Origin of the sequence: Maribacter sp. 4G9 (genome assembly GCF_002742265.1) — a bacterium.
Lineage (GTDB): Bacteria > Bacteroidota > Bacteroidia > Flavobacteriales > Flavobacteriaceae > Maribacter.
The window spans coordinates 1-22,286 of sequence record NZ_MDGL01000005.1; the positions used below are offsets into that span (position 1 = coordinate 1).

26 protein-coding genes and 1 pseudogene are annotated in these 22,286 nt (G+C 43.3%); 1 reads left to right on the forward strand and 26 read right to left on the reverse strand.

Annotated elements, in window-relative coordinates:
* A pseudogene (locus BFP75_RS00140) lies at positions 1-169 on the forward strand (IS1595 family transposase); the annotation flags it as partial.
* A 4-nt stretch (positions 170-173) separates the two neighbouring features.
* On the opposite strand, the gene BFP75_RS00145 reads toward BFP75_RS00140, so the two are convergent.
* From BFP75_RS00145 to BFP75_RS00260, 26 genes are all read right to left on the reverse strand, one after another.
* Complete coding sequence (locus BFP75_RS00145) at positions 174-950, reverse strand: di-heme oxidoredictase family protein (protein ID WP_099542474.1); 777 nt, start codon at positions 948-950, stop codon at positions 174-176.
* A 366-nt stretch (positions 951-1,316) separates the two neighbouring features.
* Complete coding sequence (locus tag BFP75_RS00150) at positions 1,317-2,159, reverse strand: universal stress protein (RefSeq protein ID WP_099542476.1); 843 nt, start codon at positions 2,157-2,159, stop codon at positions 1,317-1,319.
* 275 nt (positions 2,160-2,434) lie between these two features.
* A complete protein-coding gene (locus BFP75_RS21615; RefSeq protein WP_162987829.1) occupies positions 2,435-2,611 on the reverse strand; it encodes a hypothetical protein in 177 nt (58 codons plus the stop codon).
* Between the two features lie 14 nt (positions 2,612-2,625).
* Complete coding sequence (locus tag BFP75_RS21620) at positions 2,626-2,769, reverse strand: hypothetical protein (protein WP_165357338.1); 144 nt, start codon at positions 2,767-2,769, stop codon at positions 2,626-2,628.
* 33 nt (positions 2,770-2,802) lie between these two features.
* On the reverse strand, positions 2,803-3,801 hold the full coding sequence (locus BFP75_RS00160) for a sodium:calcium antiporter (protein ID WP_094998946.1): 999 nt from the start codon (positions 3,799-3,801) through the stop codon (positions 2,803-2,805).
* Positions 3,798-4,709 (reverse strand): cation diffusion facilitator family transporter, encoded by a 912-nt coding sequence (locus BFP75_RS00165; RefSeq protein ID WP_099542481.1) that lies wholly within the window; start codon positions 4,707-4,709, stop codon positions 3,798-3,800. The genes BFP75_RS00160 and BFP75_RS00165 overlap by 4 nt, the downstream gene beginning before the upstream one ends.
* 36 nt (positions 4,710-4,745) lie before the next feature.
* Entirely contained in the window at positions 4,746-5,546 is an 801-nt protein-coding gene (locus tag BFP75_RS00170) for a cation transporter (protein ID WP_094998947.1), read from the reverse strand.
* A 47-nt stretch (positions 5,547-5,593) separates the two neighbouring features.
* Positions 5,594-5,800 (reverse strand): hypothetical protein, encoded by a 207-nt coding sequence (locus BFP75_RS00175; RefSeq protein WP_094998948.1) that lies wholly within the window; start codon positions 5,798-5,800, stop codon positions 5,594-5,596.
* A 37-nt stretch (positions 5,801-5,837) separates the two neighbouring features.
* Positions 5,838-5,966 (reverse strand): hypothetical protein, encoded by a 129-nt coding sequence (locus BFP75_RS22525; protein WP_262497584.1) that lies wholly within the window; start codon positions 5,964-5,966, stop codon positions 5,838-5,840.
* 125 nt (positions 5,967-6,091) lie between these two features.
* Positions 6,092-6,526 (reverse strand): Fur family transcriptional regulator, encoded by a 435-nt coding sequence (locus BFP75_RS00180; RefSeq protein WP_094998949.1) that lies wholly within the window; start codon positions 6,524-6,526, stop codon positions 6,092-6,094.
* Positions 6,527-6,563: 37 nt separating this feature from the next.
* Positions 6,564-8,552, reverse strand: a complete 1,989-nt coding sequence (locus BFP75_RS00185; RefSeq protein ID WP_099542484.1) for a heavy metal translocating P-type ATPase — start codon at positions 8,550-8,552, stop codon at positions 6,564-6,566.
* 79 nt (positions 8,553-8,631) lie between these two features.
* Positions 8,632-10,566: a heavy metal translocating P-type ATPase gene (locus BFP75_RS00190; protein WP_099542487.1), complete on the reverse strand. Its 1,935-nt coding sequence runs from the start codon at positions 10,564-10,566 to the stop codon at positions 8,632-8,634.
* Positions 10,563-10,925, reverse strand: a complete 363-nt coding sequence (locus BFP75_RS00195; protein ID WP_099542489.1) for an STAS/SEC14 domain-containing protein — start codon at positions 10,923-10,925, stop codon at positions 10,563-10,565. Before BFP75_RS00195 ends, BFP75_RS00190 begins: the two co-directional genes overlap by 4 nt.
* Positions 10,926-11,030: 105 nt before the next feature.
* Positions 11,031-11,477 (reverse strand): MgtC/SapB family protein, encoded by a 447-nt coding sequence (locus tag BFP75_RS00200; protein ID WP_027392785.1) that lies wholly within the window; start codon positions 11,475-11,477, stop codon positions 11,031-11,033.
* Between the two features lies 1 nt (position 11,478).
* Positions 11,479-12,369 (reverse strand): bestrophin family protein, encoded by an 891-nt coding sequence (locus BFP75_RS00205; protein ID WP_099542492.1) that lies wholly within the window; start codon positions 12,367-12,369, stop codon positions 11,479-11,481.
* A gap of 58 nt (positions 12,370-12,427) precedes the next feature.
* Positions 12,428-12,754, reverse strand: a complete 327-nt coding sequence (locus BFP75_RS00210; RefSeq protein WP_027392783.1) for a hypothetical protein — start codon at positions 12,752-12,754, stop codon at positions 12,428-12,430.
* A gap of 14 nt (positions 12,755-12,768) precedes the next feature.
* Complete coding sequence (locus BFP75_RS00215; protein ID WP_099542494.1) at positions 12,769-13,317, reverse strand: hypothetical protein; 549 nt, start codon at positions 13,315-13,317, stop codon at positions 12,769-12,771.
* 150 nt (positions 13,318-13,467) lie between these two features.
* Entirely contained in the window at positions 13,468-13,740 is a 273-nt protein-coding gene (locus tag BFP75_RS22660; protein ID WP_099542497.1) for a zinc ribbon domain-containing protein, read from the reverse strand.
* A 50-nt stretch (positions 13,741-13,790) separates the two neighbouring features.
* Positions 13,791-14,150 carry an STAS/SEC14 domain-containing protein gene (locus tag BFP75_RS00225; protein ID WP_099542499.1) on the reverse strand — a complete coding sequence of 120 codons (360 nt, stop codon included), beginning with the start codon at positions 14,148-14,150 and terminating at the stop codon, positions 13,791-13,793.
* A 69-nt stretch (positions 14,151-14,219) separates the two neighbouring features.
* Positions 14,220-14,990, reverse strand: a complete 771-nt coding sequence (locus BFP75_RS00230) for a helix-turn-helix domain-containing protein (RefSeq protein ID WP_099542502.1) — start codon at positions 14,988-14,990, stop codon at positions 14,220-14,222.
* A gap of 42 nt (positions 14,991-15,032) precedes the next feature.
* A complete protein-coding gene (locus BFP75_RS00235; RefSeq protein WP_036383466.1) occupies positions 15,033-15,251 on the reverse strand; it encodes an SHOCT domain-containing protein in 219 nt (72 codons plus the stop codon).
* A 27-nt stretch (positions 15,252-15,278) separates the two neighbouring features.
* Positions 15,279-15,650, reverse strand: coding sequence for an STAS/SEC14 domain-containing protein (locus BFP75_RS00240; RefSeq protein ID WP_099542505.1), 372 nt, complete (start codon positions 15,648-15,650; stop codon positions 15,279-15,281).
* Positions 15,651-15,684: 34 nt separating this feature from the next.
* A complete protein-coding gene (locus tag BFP75_RS00245; RefSeq protein ID WP_036383462.1) occupies positions 15,685-16,107 on the reverse strand; it encodes a Fur family transcriptional regulator in 423 nt (140 codons plus the stop codon).
* Between the two features lie 10 nt (positions 16,108-16,117).
* Positions 16,118-16,456 carry a P-II family nitrogen regulator gene (locus BFP75_RS00250; RefSeq protein ID WP_036383461.1) on the reverse strand — a complete coding sequence of 113 codons (339 nt, stop codon included), beginning with the start codon at positions 16,454-16,456 and terminating at the stop codon, positions 16,118-16,120.
* Positions 16,457-16,571: 115 nt separating this feature from the next.
* Entirely contained in the window at positions 16,572-17,834 is a 1,263-nt protein-coding gene (locus BFP75_RS00255; RefSeq protein ID WP_036383460.1) for an efflux RND transporter periplasmic adaptor subunit, read from the reverse strand.
* Between the two features lie 18 nt (positions 17,835-17,852).
* Complete coding sequence (locus BFP75_RS00260) at positions 17,853-22,253, reverse strand: CusA/CzcA family heavy metal efflux RND transporter (RefSeq protein ID WP_099542507.1); 4,401 nt, start codon at positions 22,251-22,253, stop codon at positions 17,853-17,855.
* Positions 22,254-22,286 lie beyond the last annotated feature (33 nt).

Sequence of the window (22,286 nt, forward strand, 5' to 3'; positions counted from 1 at the left end):
CAAGGCATGGCTTAGGGGGATGCACCACCACGTGGGGGACCTACAGGACTATCTCGACGAATATTGCTACAGGTTCAACCGCAGCTTCATGAAGGAGGGCATATTCGACAACCTGATGCTCAGGATGGTAAATACCCCGCCATGCTATATCAAAAATATTAGTGGTTAAATGCCTAAGTCAATAAGGTTTTAAGGTAGAAAACGACATCGTTCAAGGTTTGGGTACTAATTTCAGGATCCTCTTCAAGTCCACTGAACGGGTCAATGGGGTCATAAAGGGATGTAATCCCTATGTCCTGGTTATATGCGCTGACGCTTTGGTGCAACAAATCATAACTACCCGCTTTCTTTCCAAACCTGAAGATATAATTGTTTCCCTGGGGAACACTATTATTCCGAATCTTGGTGAATTCAGGAGGAATATTGTAGTGAGGTCTTCCACTAATACCGTCCTGATTTGCATCAGAAGGGTCTGCGAGAGCCAAAATATCCGCATCAGGGACAGCATCCAACAAACCCAATCCTGTTACCGCCGGAGCGACCAAAACTGAAAATGGGAAGCCGTCTGGCACGCTCTCCGGTTCAAAACCCGGGATGGCTTTATTTTGAATTTGGTTCCTGCCATCACCAAAAGATAACATCGAGGGTAAGTTCAAGTCATTGTTACCAAACCTGATAAGTTGATTGAAAGGATGACCCTTGCCATCCCCTGAATGGCAACTTGCACAGCTGGTGCCAACAAACAAGGGGCCAAGGCCTTTTTCAACGGTAAAAACATCATCGTTAAAAGCAATATCCCCGGCTAAAAAACGCTGTTGCTCACTTATGGTCAATCCGTCCAACGGCCCATCCAACAGCTCGAATTCCATAGGTTCTTCCGGACCCAAATTTTCACAGCCAAATAGAGCGATTAAGGACAGGCCAATAAAAAAATGAAAGATTTTAGACATTACTATAATAATATTTATGCTAATATAATTATATTTTTAGATAAGTCTAAATATAGATATAAAATTCTTCAATAAAGAAGTGGTTAAATCTTAAAGGCTTTGTTGATTTAATTATGCAAACCCCGTACTGTGGGAAATTATCGGTTGGCCAGAATGAAAATTTATATTTCGATATTTACTATGGGCTTATGCCCACTTCATCTTTTGCAATCGAACCGCATTGAATATTGCCAATAATGCTACCCCCACATCGGCAAATACCGCTTCCCACATCGTTGCAAGTCCACCTGCGCCGAGAATGAGCACGATAATTTCGCATAGTAAGCTATACCTAATATTTACTAGAGTATCACATAGGTAGAAAAGCTACTTAACTATCAGCAATGGGGCCTTGGAGGCATACAGCATTTTTTTTCTTAGCCCCTTTTTGAAAAGTGCCTCAAAAAATCCGTGTTCCCTGTAAAGCAAAACCAATAGGTCTATTGGGGTTTCAGTCAAAAATTCATCGATACCCTCTTCGGGTTTGTCTTCCTGGATAACTGTAAAGAACCATTGCTTAGGTACAAGAAGTTTGCCAAATCTTTCACGAATAAATGCTTTCTCCAGCACCCTTTCCTGTTTGTCCGCTATATGTACAAAGTGCAACTGTGCACTATAGTTTTCCAATAATCTGGACAACATTTCAAAATCTATTTTATTATCCGTACTATCCGTATCCACTGCGACCCCGATACGCCTATACGCAGTATAGCTGGCATCTTCAGGTACGGCCAGTACAGGACAAGGTGCCTTTTGTGTCACCTTTTCGGTAACGGTTCCAATAAAAATTTCATCAAATCCCGAAGCCGTACCCTTGGTACCCATAACGACAAGACTGGTATTCTTTTCCTTAGCCAGGCTAGAAATCACATCGACCGTTGCCCCGAAACCGACCATTGCTTGAAATTCCAACTTGTCCAGTTCAGGAAAGCCTCTTAGAAACTTATCCAATTTTTCTTTATTGATTTTTTCTTGTGATGCTGTGGTATCTGTTACATTGTGTGCCATAGTTGCCATCCCGATGGGCGTACCGGATGGATATGCCACTGAATAGGCGTGGACAAAAACCAGTTTTGATTTCAATTTTTGTGCTAGCCCAATTGCGTAGCTCACCGCATTTTTTGAAACCTGTGTAAAATCTACAGGTATTAAAATTCCGTCATCTTTCATATCATTTTGTTTTTATTGATTTGACTCCATTAATCTTTCTTTTTAGGTTTAATTATTCAATTGAAAAGTAGGTAAAAACCATATAGAATTGCATCTAGAAAGGCAATTGTCAGCACCGCAAGGAACATTGCCACAAAAACCAACAGGCAATACTCTTTCTCCTTTCTGGTTCTTACTTTCCTGTTTATTGAATTCCCCTTTTTTTCCTCTAGTCTCCGCTTTCTCCTTTCCCGTGACATATTATACTGTGCTTTACTAAAATCAACGCACCAATGCTATCCCCTAAGGTCATAAAACCATTCTTCTGCACGTTTGATTCCCTCCGTAATGGCCTTCTCACGAGAATACCCATTCTCCTTTACCAATTCTTGTGCAATTTTGAGGGCCTTCTTCCGAACTGACGGCTGTAGGCCATCAAGTTTTGTTTTGAAATCTTCAAATGTCCAGTCCATATTGTATACTTTTTTTAGAGCTTTCGCCCTTCCATCTCTGCTTTTACAATGCCGCGTTCAAGGGCTTCCTCCTTGGAGCATTGGTTTGTCGTATAGTATTCTTCAGCATACTTTACGGCCAATTTGTGGATGTTTTCATCCAGCATATTGAGCCTCATCGAGCAATCTTTAAAAAGTTCGTCTTTCATCTATCAAAAAAGTTTCAACACGTAAAAAACCATGACCAATAAATAAACTATATATGCCGCATCAAATACAAAAATCTGCCAACGAGAGAAACCGTGCAGTTCCTTGCTTTGGTGCACAAATAGTGTGTAAAGCAGCGGCATAAGCCCGACAAAGGCCATGTTGACCCAGAACAGTTCAAAGTCCTCAATGGGGGTGGTTACCAAAGCCAGCGGAAAAAATGCCACCGTCATCGTTACGGCATTGTCTGCAATAACACTGGTGGTGCCCGCTGTCACCTCGCCCCCTTTTACCACGCTCCAGGTCTTGAATATTTCCGGTGCCGTGGTCATTATGCCCGTGATGAAAAGGCCTCCCACGATTTCAGAAATATTTAGGGCAGAAACAATATTTTCGGTCGCCTTTACTATGAAAAAAGCGCCAACTGCTATCGCAAAGGCCCCGGCAATCGATAACCAGACCTGTTTTTTGTTCCATTCTACTTTTTTGCCCTTTTCCTTGCCTTTTATGATTGCGTGGGTCAAGAACGCAGCATAGGCCGCCAGCATAATCCACCCGTCCACATGTTGCAGGCCACGCCAGGGCTTTGGCAGAGTTAAAATGGCCACAAGGGCGATAATGCCCAGATAAGGAAGGGACAGTACGGAAACCGAACGTTTGTTCAACGCCAGAATGTTTTTATCAAGATGTTCTTGATGTTCCTTGTTGTTCTTGAATTGTTTCCTGGAAGCAAAATAAGCTATGGTCACCATCAAGGGAATGGAAATAATATTGGAACCCAATAAGTTGCCCAGGCCAATATCGGAAACGTCCCGTGCCGCACTGGTTATATTGATGGCAACTTCAGGACTGGCCGTTACAAGGGCAAGAAAAGCGGCTCCAGCGGATGCGGTAAGCCCCCATTGCTTGCGGAGCAACTTTAAAGGAGTCAACAATCGATCCGCCCCCCAGTGTGCTGCCCAGGCCGCTAGGCCCAAAACGAGTACCCATGGCCATATGTTCATAATTCTGTCATTTTAACATTTCTCTCTTTGCTAGGTTCGATATGGATGTGCACGTCAAGTATCTCGGAATATGACCTGAACAATCGCTCCTTCACTTTGTGGGCGATCGAGTGGCCCTCGGTCACAGTTAATTCCCCATCGATCCAAATATGCATATCGATATGAAAGGCCGTTCCCATCTTTCGGGAATGGCAGCGCTCTACCCTTACCACTTCAGGAACGGCTTCGGCCAGTCGGATAACCTCATTTCGAAATTCGGGCTCAACAGCTTCGTCCAGCAACTCCCTTACCGATGATCTAGCTATTTTATAGGCATTGAACAGAATAATGCCCGCTGCAATGAGTGCCGCGAAATCATCCGCTATCTCAAACCCTTCGCCACCGATCAATGCTATGGAAATACCTATAAAAGCGGCTATCGACGTAATGGCATCGCTCCTATGGTGCAATGCATCGGCCTTGACGGCCGAACTATTGATTTCATCACCTGTTTTCATGACATAGCGATACAACGCCTCTTTCGTGAGGACAACAAATACCAATATAAAGAGCGTGAAGGGTGCGGGAGTTTTGTGAGGTACCAGAATATGGTCGATGCTGTCCCTTATGATTATACCGCCTGCAATGGTTAAGGCTATGGCAATACCAACCGCCACCAGGGCCTCTATCTTACCGTGTCCGTAGGGATGGTTTTCATCCGGCGGCCTTGACGACCATCTCAACCCGGCCCACAATAGTGCGGATGTCAGCACGTCCGCCCCGGATTCGATCGCATCGGCAATAAGGGCATAAGAATGCCCGAACACCCCGCCCAAACCTTTAATCAATGCCAATAATGCACTGATCAAAATACCTACGAGGGTAGTTTTGAGTCCTATTCGGGATATGGCATTTGGATTCCTTTCCAAAATCTTTCTTTTGCTATTTCTTTTCTTCCCAATACGTTATTTGGACAATTTTAAAATTCTAATGGCTCCTCGCATCACAAAGGCAAATACAATACCGCCTATGACCAAATCGGGCCATTTACTGTCCAAAAAATAAACCAGCACCCCTGCCAGTATTACCCCGCCGTTCACAATAATGTCGTTTGAGGTAAAGATGGCACTTGCCTGCATATGCGCTTCCTTGCTTTTGGCCTTGTTTATCAACCATAGGGAAACGAGGTTGCCGATAAGGGCGAAAATGGAAACGATAATCATCCATTGGAACAAAGGGGTTTCGCTACTACTCAAAAACCTTCTCACGACTTCCGAAAATCCCAGAAGGGCCAACGCCATCTGAAAATAGCCACTGAACTTCGCCACTTTCTTTTTTCTAGAAATAGCGCCGCCTACGGCAAAAAGGCTCAATGCGTACACAATGGAATCGGCCAGCATATCCAGTGAATCGGCAATTAGACCCATCGAGGAAGAAATCCAACCCGTGGTCATTTCGATAACGAAAAACCCAAAATTGATGTACAAGACCCACCAGAGTATCTTCTTTTGTTTGGTCTCGTCCTCGGAAATAGGTGTTTCCGCCTTCTCCGTTCCCAAGAGTTTTTCTCCCAGCTTCAATTCGCCCAGTGCCTTGTTTACTTCTTGGGCATTCCCCTGATGGTACACTTCCAACCTTCTATTCGGAATGTCAAAGTCCAAATATTTGATTTGAGGGTTTGACTCCAGTTTCATCCTTATCATCTGTTCTTCGGAAGGGCAATCCATTTGACTTACCTTAAAAGTGCTTTTATTTATATCGGACATTTAAATAATCTGTATTAAATTCTACGGTTGGTGTTTTAAATCTTTACTTATTTGTGGGATTCCATATATTTTTCCAAAATCGATTTTAAGCTTTCCAAATAATCGACGAACGAATTATAAGTCGGTTTTGCTTCATCATCTACGGAAATCGTTATGGGATTCTCATCCAAATACCGATAGAGTTCGGGATATTCTTGTTCTATCCTTACTGTCAATTCGTTGATTTCTTGGGTTAGCTTCTGAATTTTCTTCATCATCTTATATTTTATATGGTATTACTTGCCCCAATATTTATATATGCAATGCCCTATCTTCGGTAGCGGCCAGAAAGGCTTCCTTAAAGGTTTCTGAAAATGTGGGATGCCCATGCGGCATCCGTGCGATATCCTCTGCCGCTGCCCTGAATTCCATTATCGCCAAAACACAAACCAATAATTGTTATATCATATTTTTCTATAGTTGTATTTTTTTTGGTTAAATAAGGTGGAAGAACCTTGAACTTGACTCTTAGGCGCAAGGGTTCAAAGTTCTGGAACTCCCACCTGTTATTTTTCCTTACATTTCACGCATATCCCTTTTAATACCAAGTTGACATCGTTTATTTTATAATCACTTGGTAAATTTTCTTCCGGTATTTTATTTGGCAAACAGATTGTTTTCTTACATTCGGTACAATGAAAATGCAGATGTAAATCCGTACCGTATTTACTTTTTGTATTTTCATCAGAAATCGCAAATTTTGCTACGCCCGTACCATCATTAATCTGATGAATTAGTCCTTTATCCTCAAAAATCTTAAGGTTGCGATAAAAGGTCGTTCTGTTTGCTGTTTTATTGGTTTCGCTCTTTTCGGCAAAGACCTTTTTTAAATCGGAAAAGGACACGGCACTTTGCTTCCTCCTCAGATACCTGTATATCTTGGACCTCATTTGAGTAGGGCGAATACCGTGATTTGACAATATTTTTTCCGTTTTGGTCATTTTAAGCTTGATTCAAAAGCAATCTCCTTTATTACATTTATTTCCTATAGGCGAGCAAGCTCAATGCATTGACCACCACTACCAACGTAGAGCCTTCGTGAACCGCCACGGCTATGCCGATACTTGCCCAGCTCATTATGGTCGCAGGGATTAAAAAGGCTACAACCCCCAAACTTACCCATAAGTTTTGCCTGATAATAGCTTTTGCTTTTCTGCTCAAACCAATGGCAAAGGGTAGGGTTTCCAGTTTATCGGCCATCAGCGCTATATCTGCTGTCTCTAAAGCCACGTCGCTTCCCGCTGCACCCATTGCAATACCAACGGTACTGTTTGCCATAGCAGGTGCATCATTAACACCATCGCCCACCATTGCCAGTTTATTTTCCTGTTCCGCAAGTTTTTTGATGGCCTCCACTTTTTCTTCGGGAAGCAGGCTTCCGCGTGCTTCGGTCAACCCGATTTCCTCGGCTACAGCGTCGGCCACTTTCTGGTTGTCGCCCGTAAGCATTATCATTTTCTTGATGCCTATTTCCTTTAGTTGGGCCAGGGTTTCCTTGGCTTTTTCCCGTGGGGTGTCCATCAGCCCGAGCATCCCTATAAATTCATCGCCCCTTTTTATTAGCATCGTGGTCTTTCCTTCCCCTTCAAGTGCTCTTACCTTTTCTGATACATCGCTGGGAACACCTTTATCAATATCCTCAAAAAGCTCAAGATTGCCTATGTAAATGGAATTCCCTTGATAGTTTGCCTTTATGCCCTTGCCCTGTACGGCCTCCAAATCATCGGCATCCGGAATCTTGGTGTCCTTCCCAAGCCGCTCCATCCCATCCCTTACAACTGCTTTTGCCAGGGGATGGTCGCTCAGTTCCTCAACCGCAATCGCGATTTCCAACAGTTCCTTTTTATCTATGTTGCCAAAACTTTCGACGTCGGTAAGCTTTGGTTTTCCTTCGGTAAGTGTTCCCGTTTTGTCAAAAGCGAGAGCGGTAAGTACCCCTAAGTCTTCCAAGGGGCGACCGCCTTTTATCAAAACGCCGCCACGCGCAGCCCTTGCAACGCCACTCAATACCGCAGAAGGTGTAGAGATGGCGAGCGCGCACGGACTTGCAGCCACAAGTACAGCCAAGGAACGATAGAGACTTTCGCTCCACGTTTCATCAATAACCAGAAAAGCAAAATTCAATAGTATGACCAATAAGATTACCGATGGCACGTAGTACCGCTCAAACTTGTCGGTCAATAATTGTGTGGGCGATTTTTGGTCCTGGGCCTCTTGAACCATAGTGACCAAGCGGTTGAGGGTAGAATCTTTTGCCTCTTTGATTACCTTTATTTCAAGGGTATTGTTGCCATTGATAGTTCCTGAAAATACACGGTTCTCGTCGGGAATATCGCTTTTTGCTGTATATTCCTTATCGGGATTTTCTATTGGTGTTTTGTCCACCGGAACGCTTTCCCCGGTAATGGGTGACTGGTCTATACTACTATTGCCCTTTACAATAACACCATCAGCAGATATTTTACTGTTGGGGCGTACCACGATAGTATCACCTATCTGTAACTCTTCTATACCGACTTCAACGGTATCGTCATCCTTCTTTAATAGTGCGGTTTTAGGCGCAAGGTCTGTTAATGCTGCAATGGATTTCTTGGCCTTGCCCATTGCATAGTTTTCCAGTGCGTGACCCAAACTAAACAAGAACAGCAATAAGGCACCTTCTGCCCATTCGCCCAAATAGGCGGCTCCTGCAGCTGCGACCAGCATCAGGAAATCGATTTCAAATCCGCCCTTGGAAATCTTGACGATGGCCTCCTTCAAGGTAAAATAGCCACCGAAAAAGTAGGCCGCAATATAGAGCCAAAAAGGAATGTTTTCTGAAACCCCGGTAAATTTCTCCAATAGGAAACCCGTAATTAGTGTGACCCCGCTTAAAATAGCAAAATAGAGTTCGGTGTTTTTGCCGAAGATGCCGCCGTGGTCGTGGTTGTGGCCATCGTCTTTGCTGTGTTTTTCCTTGTCTTTCATATTATTAATGGTTTTGTTATCGTTAATTAAGATTTAATCCAGTTTTGGGCTTGTAATTTGTTAAAGGTTAACATTTTTGCTATTTCCAATTCATTTTTTGCAAACGTATTGCATTGAGAATGGCAACGAACGAAACACCTACATCGGCAAACACAGCCTCCCACATCGTAGCCAAACCGATGGCACCCAAAATGAGAAAAATCCCTTTTACCCCAAAAGCAAGACCAATATTTTGCCATACGATACGGCGTGTTGAGCGTCCAATTTGGATTCCTCGGGCCATCCTGCTCGGCTGGTCGGTCTGGATGATAACGTCTGCGGTCTCTATGGCCACATCGCTGCCCAAACCACCCATTGCAATACCCACATCACTGGCTGCGAGCACGGGTGCATCGTTGATGCCGTCGCCCATAAATGCTACCGTGGATTCAGGTTGTTCCTTGAGCTTTTCGACCTCGTTGAGCTTATCTTCGGGTAGCAAGCCGCCTTTGGCCCAATCAATATTCAGTTCCTTGGCAACTTGTTGGGTTATGGAATCCTTGTCTCCAGAGAGCATTATGATTTTAGCTATTCCGGCCACCCGAATCTGTTGAATGGTGTGATGCGCGTCTTCCTTAAGTTCATCGGCAATGGTCACATAGCCTGCGAATTTTCCATCGATGGCGACCATCACTATAGATTCGACTATCACATCGGTTTCAGGTGGAACATCAACACTATTGGAAGTCATCAATGCTTTGTTGCCGACCAAGACCTGCTTATGGTTGACTGTGCCCTTTAATCCCTTACCGGCAACTTCAGAAACTTCGGATGCCTTAAAATCAGTACCGTCCGCTTTGTATTCCAGAATTGCCTTTGCAATGGGGTGGGTAGATTGTTCTTCCATCGCCATCAGGTATTTCATAAATTCCACTTCCGCAAAAGCGGATGTATTTATCACTTCCTTAATCTTAAAGACCCCTTTGGTAACGGTTCCGGTTTTGTCCATCACCACAGTATTCACTTTGGTCATTGCATCGAGAAAGGATGCACCTTTGAACAGGATTCCGTTGCGCGATGCCGCACCCAGACCGCCGAAATAGCCCAGTGGAATGGAAATGACCAAGGCACAAGGGCAGGAAATCACCAAGAAAATTAAAGCTCGGTATAGCCAATCCCTAAACACATATTCATCGACAAAAAAGTATGGTAACAAAGTGAGTCCGATAGCAAGGAAAACCACGATGGGCGTATAAATCCGTGCAAACTTCCTAATAAATAATTCGGTCTTTGATTTCCGGGCCGTGGCATTCTGTACCATCTCCAGAATACGGGCGATGGAACTGTCCTTGAATTTCTTGGTGGTTTCTACTTCGATGACACCGTCGAGATTGATGCTTCCCGCAAAGACTTTTTCGTTCTGTGTTATGGTGTCGGGTTTGCTTTCGCCAGTAATGGCAGCTGTATTGAGCGATGCTTTGTTTGATAGCAGTTTGCCATCCAATGGGATTTTTTCGCCCACCCGTACCTGTATCTTCTCGCCAATATTGACCGTTTCGGGATTGACGGAAACGAAGTCCCCATTACGATAGACCAATGCCTCGTCCGGTCGTGCATCCAGAAGTGCCCTAATGTTTCCTTTGGCACGGTTTACGGCAGCATTTTGGAACAGTTCGCCCACGGCATAGAACAACATCACGGCAACGCCCTCTGGATATTCGCCTATGGCAAATGCTCCCAAGGTTGCGATGGACATCAGGAAAAATTCTGTAAAGAAATCGCCATTTTTAATACTTTCCCATCCCTCCTTGATGACGGGAAAGCCAACAGGGATGTAAGCCACCGTGTACCACACAATCCTGACCCATCCCTTAAAGAAAGGAAAGGCATCGAAATAGTCAATGGCAATACCAACTATGAGCATCACAAAGCTGAAAATTGCCGGTAAATAGGTTTTGAGCTTTTTTTCGGTTGCTGAAATTACAGTGGACTGTTTCCCTTTTAGCTCCCGTAGCTGTAGTTTTTTCTTTTTCATCCTTTTGTTGAGACCCAGGTCATTGCCTGCTCTTTATTTTTAATATCAAAAAATTTAACTTCAGACTTTATGAAAAAATCAGTTGCCTTCGCGGCCCATTCCTGCCATTTTTTATTGCCCACAAAGGCCATCTTGCCATAATCTCCCAAGTGTGCCGAAACAATCTTTAGGTCTTCCCAAAAGCCTTTAAGGGTATAGCCTTCAAAATCTTCCATTCCAAAATAGAAGTCCACTTTATGGCCTTTTTCTATGATGTTGTGGATGAGCGGATGCATCTTTTCCATATCCTTTTCCGTAAGTTTTCCGCTGATTTTAGCGGCAATAAGATGTTCTTTTTCCAAGTTTATTATCTGTAACATATTTGTATATCTTTATATTCATCTATTTAAAATATTAGTGCGTTGTATGTGCAAATGATACGCTCTACACATCACACTAATTTTCTTATTTCAATTACACTTTGTTTATTCATTGTTACCCCTTGTTTCTTTACCGTACTTAGCCTTAAAAAATGGAAAATGATGCGAAACCAGCAATAGTATAATCAATAGTGTACTGGTTATACCAATTAAATACATCCCATATCCTATGGCAATGCCAACACCAGCACTGGCCCATATAGTAGCGGCCGTTGTTAACCCTGATATGGTATTCTTTGAACTGTCCCTAAAAATGATACCCGCTCCCAAAAAACCAATACCAGAGACAATATTGGCGACAATCCTGGTTTGGTCTGCCATCTCAGTATGTGTATTGATGATGGTTAAAAGTGCAGCTCCCAAACAAACGGAAGCATAGGTTCTTATACCTGCATCGTGACCGTGAATTTCACGGTCAAGCCCAATCAAGATGCCCAGTAACAAGGCAACCAATAATCTGGGAATCAGCGTTATTTCAGTTTGTAAATCCATATTATAGAATGTAAAACATTTCAGGTTTCTTTTTCTGTGGGATGTCCTCATCACCTGTCATCTGCTTTAGATTAATTTCTATAGTTTGGGCCAAATCGGTCATTGGTGTGTCCATTGGGTTGTTTTCAAAGGGATCCTGCATTAAAATTGATGTTTTCTCAATGGCTATAAAGATGATAGGGATAGCGATGGTAAGGCCAATTTCCACAGAGAGGTAATTATCGGACAAACCAAACGGAAGCATTGTGGCAAAAACATAAATGATGAGGTGGATCAACAGGCTATGTGCCTTGGGGAATACCGTGTTTTTAATCCTTTCGCATTTGCCCATTGAATCGCAAAGACGCGCAACAGTACTGTCAATTTGTACCTGTTGGAATTTATTGATTGCCTTATCGTTGCGGGCTTCTGATAAGGCTTCAGAATGTTTTAATAGAATAGCATTGGGAACATTTTGGTCATTAATGTCCTGAATTTTTAAATAGCCAGCTACCTTAGGGGAAAAGTCCACTTTCCTTAAGGACTCACCCAGTGCATAGCACCACACAATTTGTCGTAAAACTATTTCTTTAATCCTAAATTCATACTGACTATCCTGTCGGTCATAAAAGGTTATGCTCTGTCGTACCAAAGTACGAGAATCGTTGACAATGGCGCCCCAAATAATACGGGCTTCCCACCAGCGTTCATAGGCTTGATTGGTTCTGAAACCTAAAAGTAGTGCCACAGCAGTCCCGAAAACCCCTGTAACGGCTATAGGTATCGAAATTTTACTTAGAAAACCGAATTGGTCTAAAATACCCATAGTTATGGCATAAAACACAATAAATATAATGTCATATTTAATGTATTTAAGAAAGGACCAGATGGATATCCGTTTGTTTAAGAGCATTTTGTTTGTTTATTTTTATGTTTTAAAATTGTTTGCTTGTAATTTCCGTTTATACTTTTCATTCTTGTTTATGCTGGTGCTCAAACTTCTTTCCTATTTTTTGTATAATTGGATAGATGAAAATAGCAATGGCAGAAAGGAAGACGATTCCAGAATACATTGCATAAATCCCAGAAAAAAGTTTGCCGGCATTGGTATTTGCTTCGTCTAATGGTCCCATTCCCGTAAGAATCATTGCGGCATTTAAAAAACTATCTATCCAACTTAAGCCCAACAAAAAATGATACCCCATCATTCCTATACCCAAAGAGGCTGTAACGATTACCATCATTATTACCGTACTATTGAATATTTTATGATATAGCCTATCGTTCCAAGTTCCCATATTTTTTTATTAAATTACTGGTTGTCCATTTTCAAAACCATTTGTGCAAACTGCACCTCTATGGTATCATCTATACCTTTTATGATGGAATCCAAGCCTGTATCAGCCACCAAAACCTGTCCTCTGGCACTTATCAAACACGACATACTTACACCTTGTTCAATATGTGTAATGGTTGCTTTAAATTGTGATTTAAAGGCTTTTCCTTGATAAGTAACATCTATCAGCCAATTAAAGTCGATAGGGTCGTGCCGTTTTGACAAAAAATCAACAGAAGGCACCGTACCGGTAAACCGAAGCATTAAGGGGTCTTCCTCCCCTGCCAGCATAGCTTTAATTTCAGGGTTGTTGGTCGATAGCGTTTTAAGGTCAAGGACACCACTGACCACTTTGGAATCATAGTCGAGATATAATGCCAGTTTGTGACTTTCTGCCTTAAAGGTTACACTATCAAGCATTGCCATCATCTCAACGTGGCCTTCTTCGGTCCTGTAAATTTTTTGGGCACTACCATTAAAATAGCTAACCAACAAGACTATTAAAATAAAGTGTTTAACATTCATAATATCTATCTTTAATTGTATAATTTAAAAAAGCAGCTTCTACTTTTGCTTTTAATGCTATCAATCATTTTGCTTTAAAAAAGCATCATAAAAGCTGCCTGCTATTAATACAACTATTGAACTTCAATTCTTTACTGTATTGCACTATCATTATTTTCTTTCAGTGCCACAATTGGGGCAAAATTTTGCCTCGACCGGCACACTCTCGTTACAGTTGCTACACTTAAACTTGCCTAAAGGTGAACCGCACTTTTTACAAAAGGCTGCGCTCTCTTCATTTTTCTCACCACAGGCCGTGCAACGAATCATAACCTTTGCATCTGAACTATCTTCCCTATAGCCATAACCGCGCTTATTGTGATGTCCGCGGGAATGATGGCCTCCGTTTTGAAAGCCTCGAAATAAATGTTTTAAAAATCCCATATTAATATATCTTTTAGTTTATTCTTTGATTAACCAGCCAATACCTACCATCAGTCACTTTCAATCCATATTTTGGCTTCCTGTTTTTGGTCTGGACCAAAATATTTAATTTCGGCATTGCAAAATGGTTTCATAAATTGGGTGGCCCACTGTCGCCACTTTTTTTCGCCGACCAATGCTATTTTTTCATACTCCTTTTCGTGCTCAACATCTTTAGAGAAATCTTTCCATAGCCTATCTATATGCCAGCCTTGAAAATCGTTCATTTCGCAATACCACCGAACCTTTAAGCCCTTATCGAGAATACTATGGATAAGCGGATGTATTTTTTCAAAGTCGTACTGGTTGAGTTTACCGCTAGCCTTTGTGGTAACCACATTTTCGCTCTTTATGTCTGTAATCTGTAACATCTTTTAAAATTAATATTATTATTAGTGGATTGTATGTGCAAATATCCATTGGCTTTACACTTGCTTTTCTTAATTATAAAGCGCCTTCTTTTTTCCTAAGTGCAAGATGGCTTCGGGCAAATCGAGTTCGCGCGTTCCGTTGCCGGTTCTAATATAAAACCGTGACCTCCCGTCTTGACTTAGATAGACCGGTGTTTTGGCCGGGTCTATTTCTATGTAGCACACATCATTTTCTCCATATCTGTAAAAAGATACATTTACAGCCGTACATAAATGGGTGCCCAATTTTAGAGATATCAACTGCATCAGGTATTGTTCAAAACCATCTCTATCTGGTTTTTTCAAGGTTTCAAAATCCTGGTTTAGACCGAGGATGTTGCCGTTATCGTCTACTCCTATAAGCAAATTACCACCGTTGGTGTTCATAAAACCCGCTATGGTCTTGATAATTACAAATTCCAACTGTTTATTCACTTTGGATTGACGTAAATCCCATCGCAGACTTGATTTGAACTCCACCAAATCATTCTCGCCTTTTTTAATGAGTTCCAGCAGGGTTTGCCCATCCATCCGTTTCCTGTTCAGTTGAAAAATCTTTTTTCTGAAAAAGACCATCAAGGCAAGGCTGCTTCCCAATATTCCGAACAACAGGTTTTTAAGGACTTGGTCAACATCGGTAAAACCCCATACGGTTTCAAAAGCCTCGCCAAGATAGCTTGGCCAGTGACCGGAATCGCCCGACCGGTCAAAGAGAAAAAGGGATAGGCCCAAGGGTTGCAGTATAAAGACCCCAAAGGCAAAGCCTGCCAAAAGCCATATCCCTATTTTTCTTCTTTGCATAGATAACGGTGTTATGGTCGTTCGGTCAAAAGCAAAACACTGTTATTTTTTGTCCTTTAACAGGAACGTCTTGCGTTTCTCAAACTCCTCTTCGTCGATTTCGCCGCGGGCGTACCGCTCCCTCAGGGCTTCCATTGCCCTGTCCTTTCTGTTTTTCTGTCCCGGTGTGGGGTAGGGAATCAGGAATATCCAGAAGATGAGGATTATCCATAACCCCCACCATATCCAGTGCATTCCCCCAAAATACCAATCGTCCATCATAATTTTCTAGATTTAAAGATTCATGTTTCAGTTACTATTGCTATTGCTTGTTTGTTCGAGCCAGTTGTTGGCCATGTTTCCATCTTCAGGTCCGAAATATTTTATGTGGGCTTCACTAAACGGCAATAGCGATTCGGTAAACCGTTCTTGCCATGTTTTTTCGCCCACCAAGGCTATTTTCTTAAGCCGTGCTTCTTCGGGAAAGGAAATATCCAACCTCTCACCGCTGCTTTTCTTCACTCCTTTTTTGGGAGGCTCCATTTCCATATACCAAGCGGCCCGTTCATTGCTTTTCAAATGTTCATTCAGGGCCTTGACCAAGGTCGCCCCATCATCGGCATCCAGCTCTTGATCTGCGATGGTATATAAGATTTGGTCTTTTTTATAGATTGCTATCATCGTCGTATTCTTTTGATGTTATTGTCCTTAAAGGTTACTCCAAATTGCCATTGCATTTATTGCATACTCCCGTTACGACCAGGTTGATATCCTCCGCCATATATCCTTGGGGCAGGTTTACCTGCGGGATTTTACGGTCGGTCAAACAAACGGTCTCGTTGCACCGGGTGCAATGAAAATGCAGGTGCAGGTCGTTGCCCACCTCACATTCACAGTCTTCCTCACAGAGCGCATATTTCATAATGCCCGTACCGTCCTCTATTTGATGTACGATGCCTTTTTCCTCAAATGTTTTCATCGTCCGGAAAAGGGTACTCCTTTCCGACTTCTCGAAGAAACTCTCCAATTCGCCCAAACTGATGGCCACCTCGTTTTCCAGTAACTTTTTATAGGTCAACAGACGCATCGGGGTGGGTCGTATTCCCTTGCTCTCCAATTTTTTGACGATTTTTTCCATGTGCGATGGGTCAGAGGTCGTACCGTTTTAAGGATTCCCCCGTTTTGATCTGGAAGGCATCCTCAATATCCGATAAATAGATGATACCGTCCCCTGGGTCGGGCGTTTTACCGTTTTCCGTAATAATATCGATTGCCGATTGTGCTTCTTCATTTTGACATACCAGCTCCACTTTTACCACCGGACTATCGGTTACGTGAAAATCCAATGAGGGCTTCGCGCCTTTTGCTTTGAATGCTCCAGTACCCTCCGCCTGTGAAAGCGTCATACTTTTAAAACCTTTATCGCTAAGGGCTTCGATGACCCTTTGTATCCTGTTCGGTTTAACAAATGCTTTTATTTCTTTCATTTTTAAAATGTTTAAATTTTTAATCGATTTTGAACCGAGCCTGTTCTTTAATTTTTAACTAACTAAATTAAGTCGATAAACAAACTCGGAATCAAAATCCTTGATTTTTAGAGAATTAATGTCCGTGCTCCAATTCGCCTTTCACCATTTCTGAAGAAAGAGTATAGGCCCCATTTGTTACTATTTTGATATTTTCGGGTGTTCCTGCAGGCAGGTTAACTTCTACAAACCCCAGATCGTTGACCCCCGTGCTCACGGGGATGCGTTTATATTTCATTTTATTTTCAACAGGTTCTTCATCCTCATCCATGATGAAGATATAAGACTGTTCACCTTCCTGGACAATAGCTTCCTCGGGAACAGCAAAGCCTGATTTTTCTCCTTGTACAATTCTTCCCTCCACATACATTCCGGGCAAAAGGTCCTTGTCTTTATTCTCGATATCTGCCAATACCTCTATGGCCTTCGGATCGCTCTCAAACGTCTGCCCTATGGAACGCACGGTGGCCTTTAACAATTCATTAGGTTTTGAGGCTGTTGAAAAATAAATCTGTTGTCCCTCCTTGACCTGCTTGATGTCCTTTTCATATACTTTGAAATTGACATAGATTTTCGAATTATCGCTTATCGAGAACATTTTGGATTGTGGGGCCACATAATCGCCCAGGCTTACCATTACTTCGCCCACATAGCCACTAATGGGCGTAATAATGGGGATGGCAGAATAGATCTCCCCTTCGGCCACTTTGGAAGGGTCCAGTCCCAACAAGCGTAGTTTGGACTTTAGGCCGTTTACACTGGAAGTGGTGGAACGAAATTTGGATTGCGCCATTTGGAATTCCTTGCCAGAGGAAACCCCTTTGTCATAGAGGGTCTTTTTGCGCTCAAAATCCTGCTTTAAAAATACCAGTTCGTCATTCTTTTCCTGGTATTCCTGTTGCATGGCGATGATATCCGGGTGTTCTATATAGGCCAACACCTGTCCCTTGCGCACAATGTTGCCCGGTACTACCTTGATCGAGCTAACATTTCCACCAATAAAGGGACTAATGTTTGCCCTGTCCTGTGGGAAGAGTTCGAGTGTTCCTGTTACCTTAATGTTGTTCCCTAAATTACGTTCCTCCAGAGGTTTCGTTTCCAGACCGATGGTTTCGGCCTGTTGTTTTGTAAGTTCAACAACACCTTCTTCCCCTTCTTCCCCTTCGTGGCCACCTTCTTCTTCGTCGTGACCCTCTTCTCCGTGCGCATCTTCTCCAGGTGCTTCGGTTTTTGATACGCCTTCCGTTTCGTTATGCCCAAGCTCGGATTTTGGGGCATCGTTACAGCTCAGAAACATAAGTGTCAATAATACGGTACTAACTAATAGTATATTCTTCATTTTTCTTTCTTTTTAAGATTATAGATTGCCCAATTGATATTGTATCTCAATGGCCTGTTGGTTATATTGGTTGATGAAATCCAAATGGTTTATTTTGATGTTGATGGCACTGTTGAGGATGGTGATATAGCTAATGTAGTCTATCTCACCTTCCTTGTTTGCCAGTTCGGCAGTGGTCAACTGTTCCTCTGCCAGTGGCAGTGCCGCTTCTTCATAGTACCTCAACGACTTCAACGTTTTGTCCTGGGCTTTGTACAGTTGGGAGACCAGGCTCTCGGTGGTCGCCTTTTGTGTCAAATACTGGTTTTCGGCCACCATGGCATCTGCCTTGGCCGCCCTTACCCTATTTTTTTGCGGAAGGAACCACAAAGGGATGCTGATGCCCGCCTGATAGGCATTGAACCCCGTAACATCATTATACTTGAGATTGTCATAGCTCAGGCTGAACTTTGGCAGGAACTGGGATTTTTCGACCTTTACGTTCGCTTTGCCCACTGCTGCGTTCTGAAGGTCGAACTGCAGCAACGGGTTATTGCTTATATCCAAAGTGTCTACAACCGATATTGGGTTTATGATCCCATAAGGCCCATCCATCGTATCAATGGAACCATCGATTCCCAGATATTGCTTCAATGCCCTTTTGGCGATCTCGATATCATCATAGGACTGTTGCTTTAATACCTGTATTTGTTGGTACTCCGAGGTAGCCGAAATATAGGCGAGTTTTCCGGTCTCACCGCTATCGTACCTCAATTTGGCCGCACTTTCAAAATCGGCATAGATGCTGTCCAGCCTTTCGGCGAGTTTCAGGCGGGCCTTATTGTAGGCAATCTCGTAATAGGCCTGCATCACATCCCGTAACAGCTGCTGCTCACTAAGGTCATAGAATTTCTCGCCCAGCTTGGTGCGTTCCTTATAGAACCTGGATTTTGAAAACCCGGAGAGCAGGTCAATGTTGCCCTGTTGTACCCCGAAGGTACGCAGATTTCCCTGATTCAGGCCTTGGTCTTCCCTGCCGGCATATAGAAACGTGCTGCCCAGGTCAAAACTGGTGCCCTTCAAGGCCTGTTCCCTGTCTATGAACGCTTGTCCTTCCTTTAGGGTGGGATAATTTTCCCTTGCCATTACTATAGCTTCATCTAAAGTCAAGGTTTGAGCGATGGGATTGTTTTGGGCCGATAGGTTACCAGATGATAAAAATCCTCCAACCAACAATAAAACTGGAATGATGGCTTGACTTTTTTTGATATAACCCGTATCGTCACCATTATTTCTACGCTCCTTACGGGATTCCAACCAACTATAAAGTACCGGGACTACTACCAATGTTAAAAAGGTTGCCGTAATCAAGCCACCAATAACGACGGTTGCCAATGGTCGCTGCACTTCAGCACCTCCCGAGGTAGAAATCGCCATTGGGATAAAGCCCATAATGGCCGCCGTTGCCGTAAGCAATATAGGGCGCAAGCGCTCGTGGGTTGCCTCGTAGATCCTGTCTTTTAAATTTGTCATACCACTTTCTTTTAAATCATTGAATTTGTTGATCAGTACCAATCCGTTCAATACCGCCACACCAAAGAGTACGATAAATCCGACTCCTGCGGAAATACTGAATGGCATTCCCCGTATCCAAAGGGCAAACACGCCACCAATGGCTGCCAGGGGTACTGCCATATAAATCATTACCGACTGTGAGAACGAGCTCAAGGCAAAGTAGAGCAATATGAAAATTAGAAAGAGTGCAATAGGCACTACGATCATTAATCGGTCGGTCGCCCTTTGAAGGTTCTCAAAAGAACCACCATAGGTTATATAATAGCCCGGGGGCAGTTTCAACTGGGCATCGAGCTTTTGCTGAACCTCCTCGACCATGGACTTGACATCCCTGCCCCGAACGTTTACCCCCACATATATTCGCCGGTAGGTATTGTCCCTGGAAATCTGCATGGGCCCGGGTTTATAGCTGATGTCCGCCAATTCCTTTAGGGGCACTTGGTTACCACTGGGCAGGTCTATGTACAGATTTTTAAGGTTGTTGATATCCTTTCGATAGGCCTCGGCCAGACGGATGACCACTTCAAAGCGCTTTTCGCCCTCGAATATGACACTTGCCGATTCCCCTGCGAAGGCGGCGCTCACATAATCGTTGAGCTTGTCAATGGTAACACCGTATTGCGCCATCTTTGCCCGGTTATAGACAACGGTCATCTGTGGCAGGCCACTGGTCGCTTCCGCCCGTACATCACCAGCGCCATCTACGGTTTGTATGATTGCCGCCATTTCCTGTGCCTTTTCGGCCAGAACATCCAGGTCCTCACCATAGATCTTGATGGCAACATCTTCCCGCACACCCGTCAACAGTTCATTGAAACGGAGCTCTACGGGTTGGGTAAACACAAAGTTAACACCAGGGATAACCGAAATCTTTTCCTTCATCTTTTCGATGAGTTCTGCCTTGCTCTCCGCACTGGTCCATTTGCTCTTATCCTTTTCAAGGATGATGTAACTATCGGCAATGTCCATGGGCATGGGGTCGGTAGGGATTTCGGCCACCCCGATCCTCGAGATCATGGTCTTCACTTCGGGAAATTCATTTATCAAGTTCTGAAGTTTTTTTGAAGCTTCAATGGATTCGGTAAGGCTACTGCCCGGTTTTATCAAGGCCTGCATCGCAATATCGCCTTCGTCAAGTTTGGGGATAAACTCCCCGCCCATAGTGCTAAAGATAAAGCCGGCAATCATTAATAGTGCCACTGCACCTAAAATTACTCCGGCCTTAAAACGCAATGCAAACGAAAGCAATGGCTTATACGCTTTGTTCAACCCTGCCATGATTTTATCACTGAACCTATCGATACTATTTTCAAATTTGGCGAACCAATGGTCCTGGTTTTTTGCAGGTTTCAGGAACAAGGCCGAAACCATAGGTACGTAGGTAAGGCATAGGATAATCGCCCCAAGTACGGCAAAACCAAAGGTAAATGCCATTGGACGGAACATCTTTCCTTCAACTCCAGTAAGGAAAAGGATCGGTGTAAATACGATAAGAATGATAAGCTGACCGAAAAAGGCAGAGTTCATCATCGTACTTCCCGATTCGTATGCCATTTCGTCCATTTCGGCCTGACCTATCGCTGCTTTTGATTTTTTCATCCGTTGATGGATATGCAGTACCATACCTTCCACAATGATTACCGCGCCATCCACGATGATACCAAAATCGATGGCACCAAGGGACATTAAATTTGCCCAAACGCCAAATTGTTTCATCAAGATAAATGCAAACAGTAATGATAACGGGATTACCGAAGCGGTAATCAATCCGCCACGTAAACTCCCCAAGAGCAGTACAAGCACAAAGATCACAATCAATGAACCTTCAATCAAGTTCTTCTCTACCGTACTTGTGGTCCTGGCTATAAGTTCGGCACGGCTTAAGAACGGTTCAATATCAACGCCCTCGGGAAGCGATTTCTGTATCTCGTCAATTCGTTTTTCTACATTATTGATCACATTACTGGGGCTTTCTCCCTTTAACATCAAAATCTGACCTCCCACAGATTCATGCCCATCTTGTGTAAACGCCCCATAACGTACCTGATTCCCATAGCCCACTTTCTCAGCGATATCACGTACCAGAACAGGTGTTCCATTTTGGGTGGTAACCACCGTATTTTCCAAATCTTCAAGGCTACGGGCCAAACCCTCGCCACGGATAAAGTTGGCCTGATGGTTTTTTTCAATATAGGCACCACCTGTATTTGCATTGTTCACTTTAAGGGCTTCAAAAACCTGCCCCATGGTAATGCCAAAACTTTTAAGTTTATCGGGATTGATGGCCACTTCGTACTGCTTTACATAGCCCCCAAAAGCATTGACCTCGACCACACCGGGCACTAATGCCATTTGGCGTTTGACGATCCAATCCTGAATGGTACGAAGTTCCATGGCATCGTATTTATCTTCGTATCCTTCTTTTACCTTTAAGGTGTATTGGAATATTTCGCCCAGACCCGTAGTAATGGGTGCCATAAAAGGCGTACCAAAACCTTCGGGAATTTCCCCTGCGACTTCGGTCAATTTTTCTTGCACCAATTGCCGAGGAAGATAGGTACCCGCTTCGTCCTCAAAGACGATGGTAACCACGGACAATCCAAAACGGGATACCGAACGCAGCTCGAAAACGTCAGGCAGGTTTGCCATTGCCAATTCTACAGGATAGGTAACAAATTGCTCAATATCTTCAGTACCTAAATTTGGGGCTACTGTAATAACCTGTACTTGGTTGTTGGTAATATCGGGGACAGAACCCAGATTTATAGTGGCCATAGACCAAATGCCCGTACCCACAAGCGCTACTATAAATAGGCCAATAATAAACTTGTTATTAATGGAAAATGAAATGATTTTGTTAATCATAGAAAAAGTATTAATTCAGTTTAAACCTCGCAA

Coding starts and splice junctions, on each gene's coding strand:
- BFP75_RS00145 (WP_099542474.1), bottom strand. CDS start 950: ATGTCTAAAATCTTTCATTTTTTTATTGGCCTGTCCTTAATCGCTCTA.
- BFP75_RS00150 (WP_099542476.1), bottom strand. CDS start 2,159: ATGAAAGATGACGGAATTTTAATACCTGTAGATTTTACACAGGTTTCA.
- BFP75_RS21615 (WP_162987829.1), bottom strand. CDS start 2,611: ATGGACTGGACATTTGAAGATTTCAAAACAAAACTTGATGGCCTACAG.
- BFP75_RS21620 (WP_165357338.1), bottom strand. CDS start 2,769: ATGAGGCTCAATATGCTGGATGAAAACATCCACAAATTGGCCGTAAAG.
- BFP75_RS00160 (WP_094998946.1), bottom strand. CDS start 3,801: ATGAACATATGGCCATGGGTACTCGTTTTGGGCCTAGCGGCCTGGGCA.
- BFP75_RS00170 (WP_094998947.1), bottom strand. CDS start 5,546: ATGTCCGATATAAATAAAAGCACTTTTAAGGTAAGTCAAATGGATTGC.
- BFP75_RS00175 (WP_094998948.1), bottom strand. CDS start 5,800: ATGAAGAAAATTCAGAAGCTAACCCAAGAAATCAACGAATTGACAGTA.
- BFP75_RS00180 (WP_094998949.1), bottom strand. CDS start 6,526: ATGACCAAAACGGAAAAAATATTGTCAAATCACGGTATTCGCCCTACT.
- BFP75_RS00185 (WP_099542484.1), bottom strand. CDS start 8,552: ATGAAAGACAAGGAAAAACACAGCAAAGACGATGGCCACAACCACGAC.
- BFP75_RS00190 (WP_099542487.1), bottom strand. CDS start 10,566: ATGAAAAAGAAAAAACTACAGCTACGGGAGCTAAAAGGGAAACAGTCC.
- BFP75_RS00195 (WP_099542489.1), bottom strand. CDS start 10,925: ATGTTACAGATAATAAACTTGGAAAAAGAACATCTTATTGCCGCTAAA.
- BFP75_RS00200 (WP_027392785.1), bottom strand. CDS start 11,477: ATGGATTTACAAACTGAAATAACGCTGATTCCCAGATTATTGGTTGCC.
- BFP75_RS00205 (WP_099542492.1), bottom strand. CDS start 12,369: ATGCTCTTAAACAAACGGATATCCATCTGGTCCTTTCTTAAATACATT.
- BFP75_RS00210 (WP_027392783.1), bottom strand. CDS start 12,754: ATGGGAACTTGGAACGATAGGCTATATCATAAAATATTCAATAGTACG.
- BFP75_RS00215 (WP_099542494.1), bottom strand. CDS start 13,317: ATGAATGTTAAACACTTTATTTTAATAGTCTTGTTGGTTAGCTATTTT.
- BFP75_RS22660 (WP_099542497.1), bottom strand. CDS start 13,740: ATGGGATTTTTAAAACATTTATTTCGAGGCTTTCAAAACGGAGGCCAT.
- BFP75_RS00225 (WP_099542499.1), bottom strand. CDS start 14,150: ATGTTACAGATTACAGACATAAAGAGCGAAAATGTGGTTACCACAAAG.
- BFP75_RS00230 (WP_099542502.1), bottom strand. CDS start 14,990: ATGCAAAGAAGAAAAATAGGGATATGGCTTTTGGCAGGCTTTGCCTTT.
- BFP75_RS00235 (WP_036383466.1), bottom strand. CDS start 15,251: ATGATGGACGATTGGTATTTTGGGGGAATGCACTGGATATGGTGGGGG.
- BFP75_RS00240 (WP_099542505.1), bottom strand. CDS start 15,650: ATGATAGCAATCTATAAAAAAGACCAAATCTTATATACCATCGCAGAT.
- BFP75_RS00245 (WP_036383462.1), bottom strand. CDS start 16,107: ATGGAAAAAATCGTCAAAAAATTGGAGAGCAAGGGAATACGACCCACC.
- BFP75_RS00250 (WP_036383461.1), bottom strand. CDS start 16,456: ATGAAAGAAATAAAAGCATTTGTTAAACCGAACAGGATACAAAGGGTC.
- BFP75_RS00255 (WP_036383460.1), bottom strand. CDS start 17,834: ATGAAGAATATACTATTAGTTAGTACCGTATTATTGACACTTATGTTT.
- BFP75_RS00260 (WP_099542507.1), bottom strand. CDS start 22,253: ATGATTAACAAAATCATTTCATTTTCCATTAATAACAAGTTTATTATT.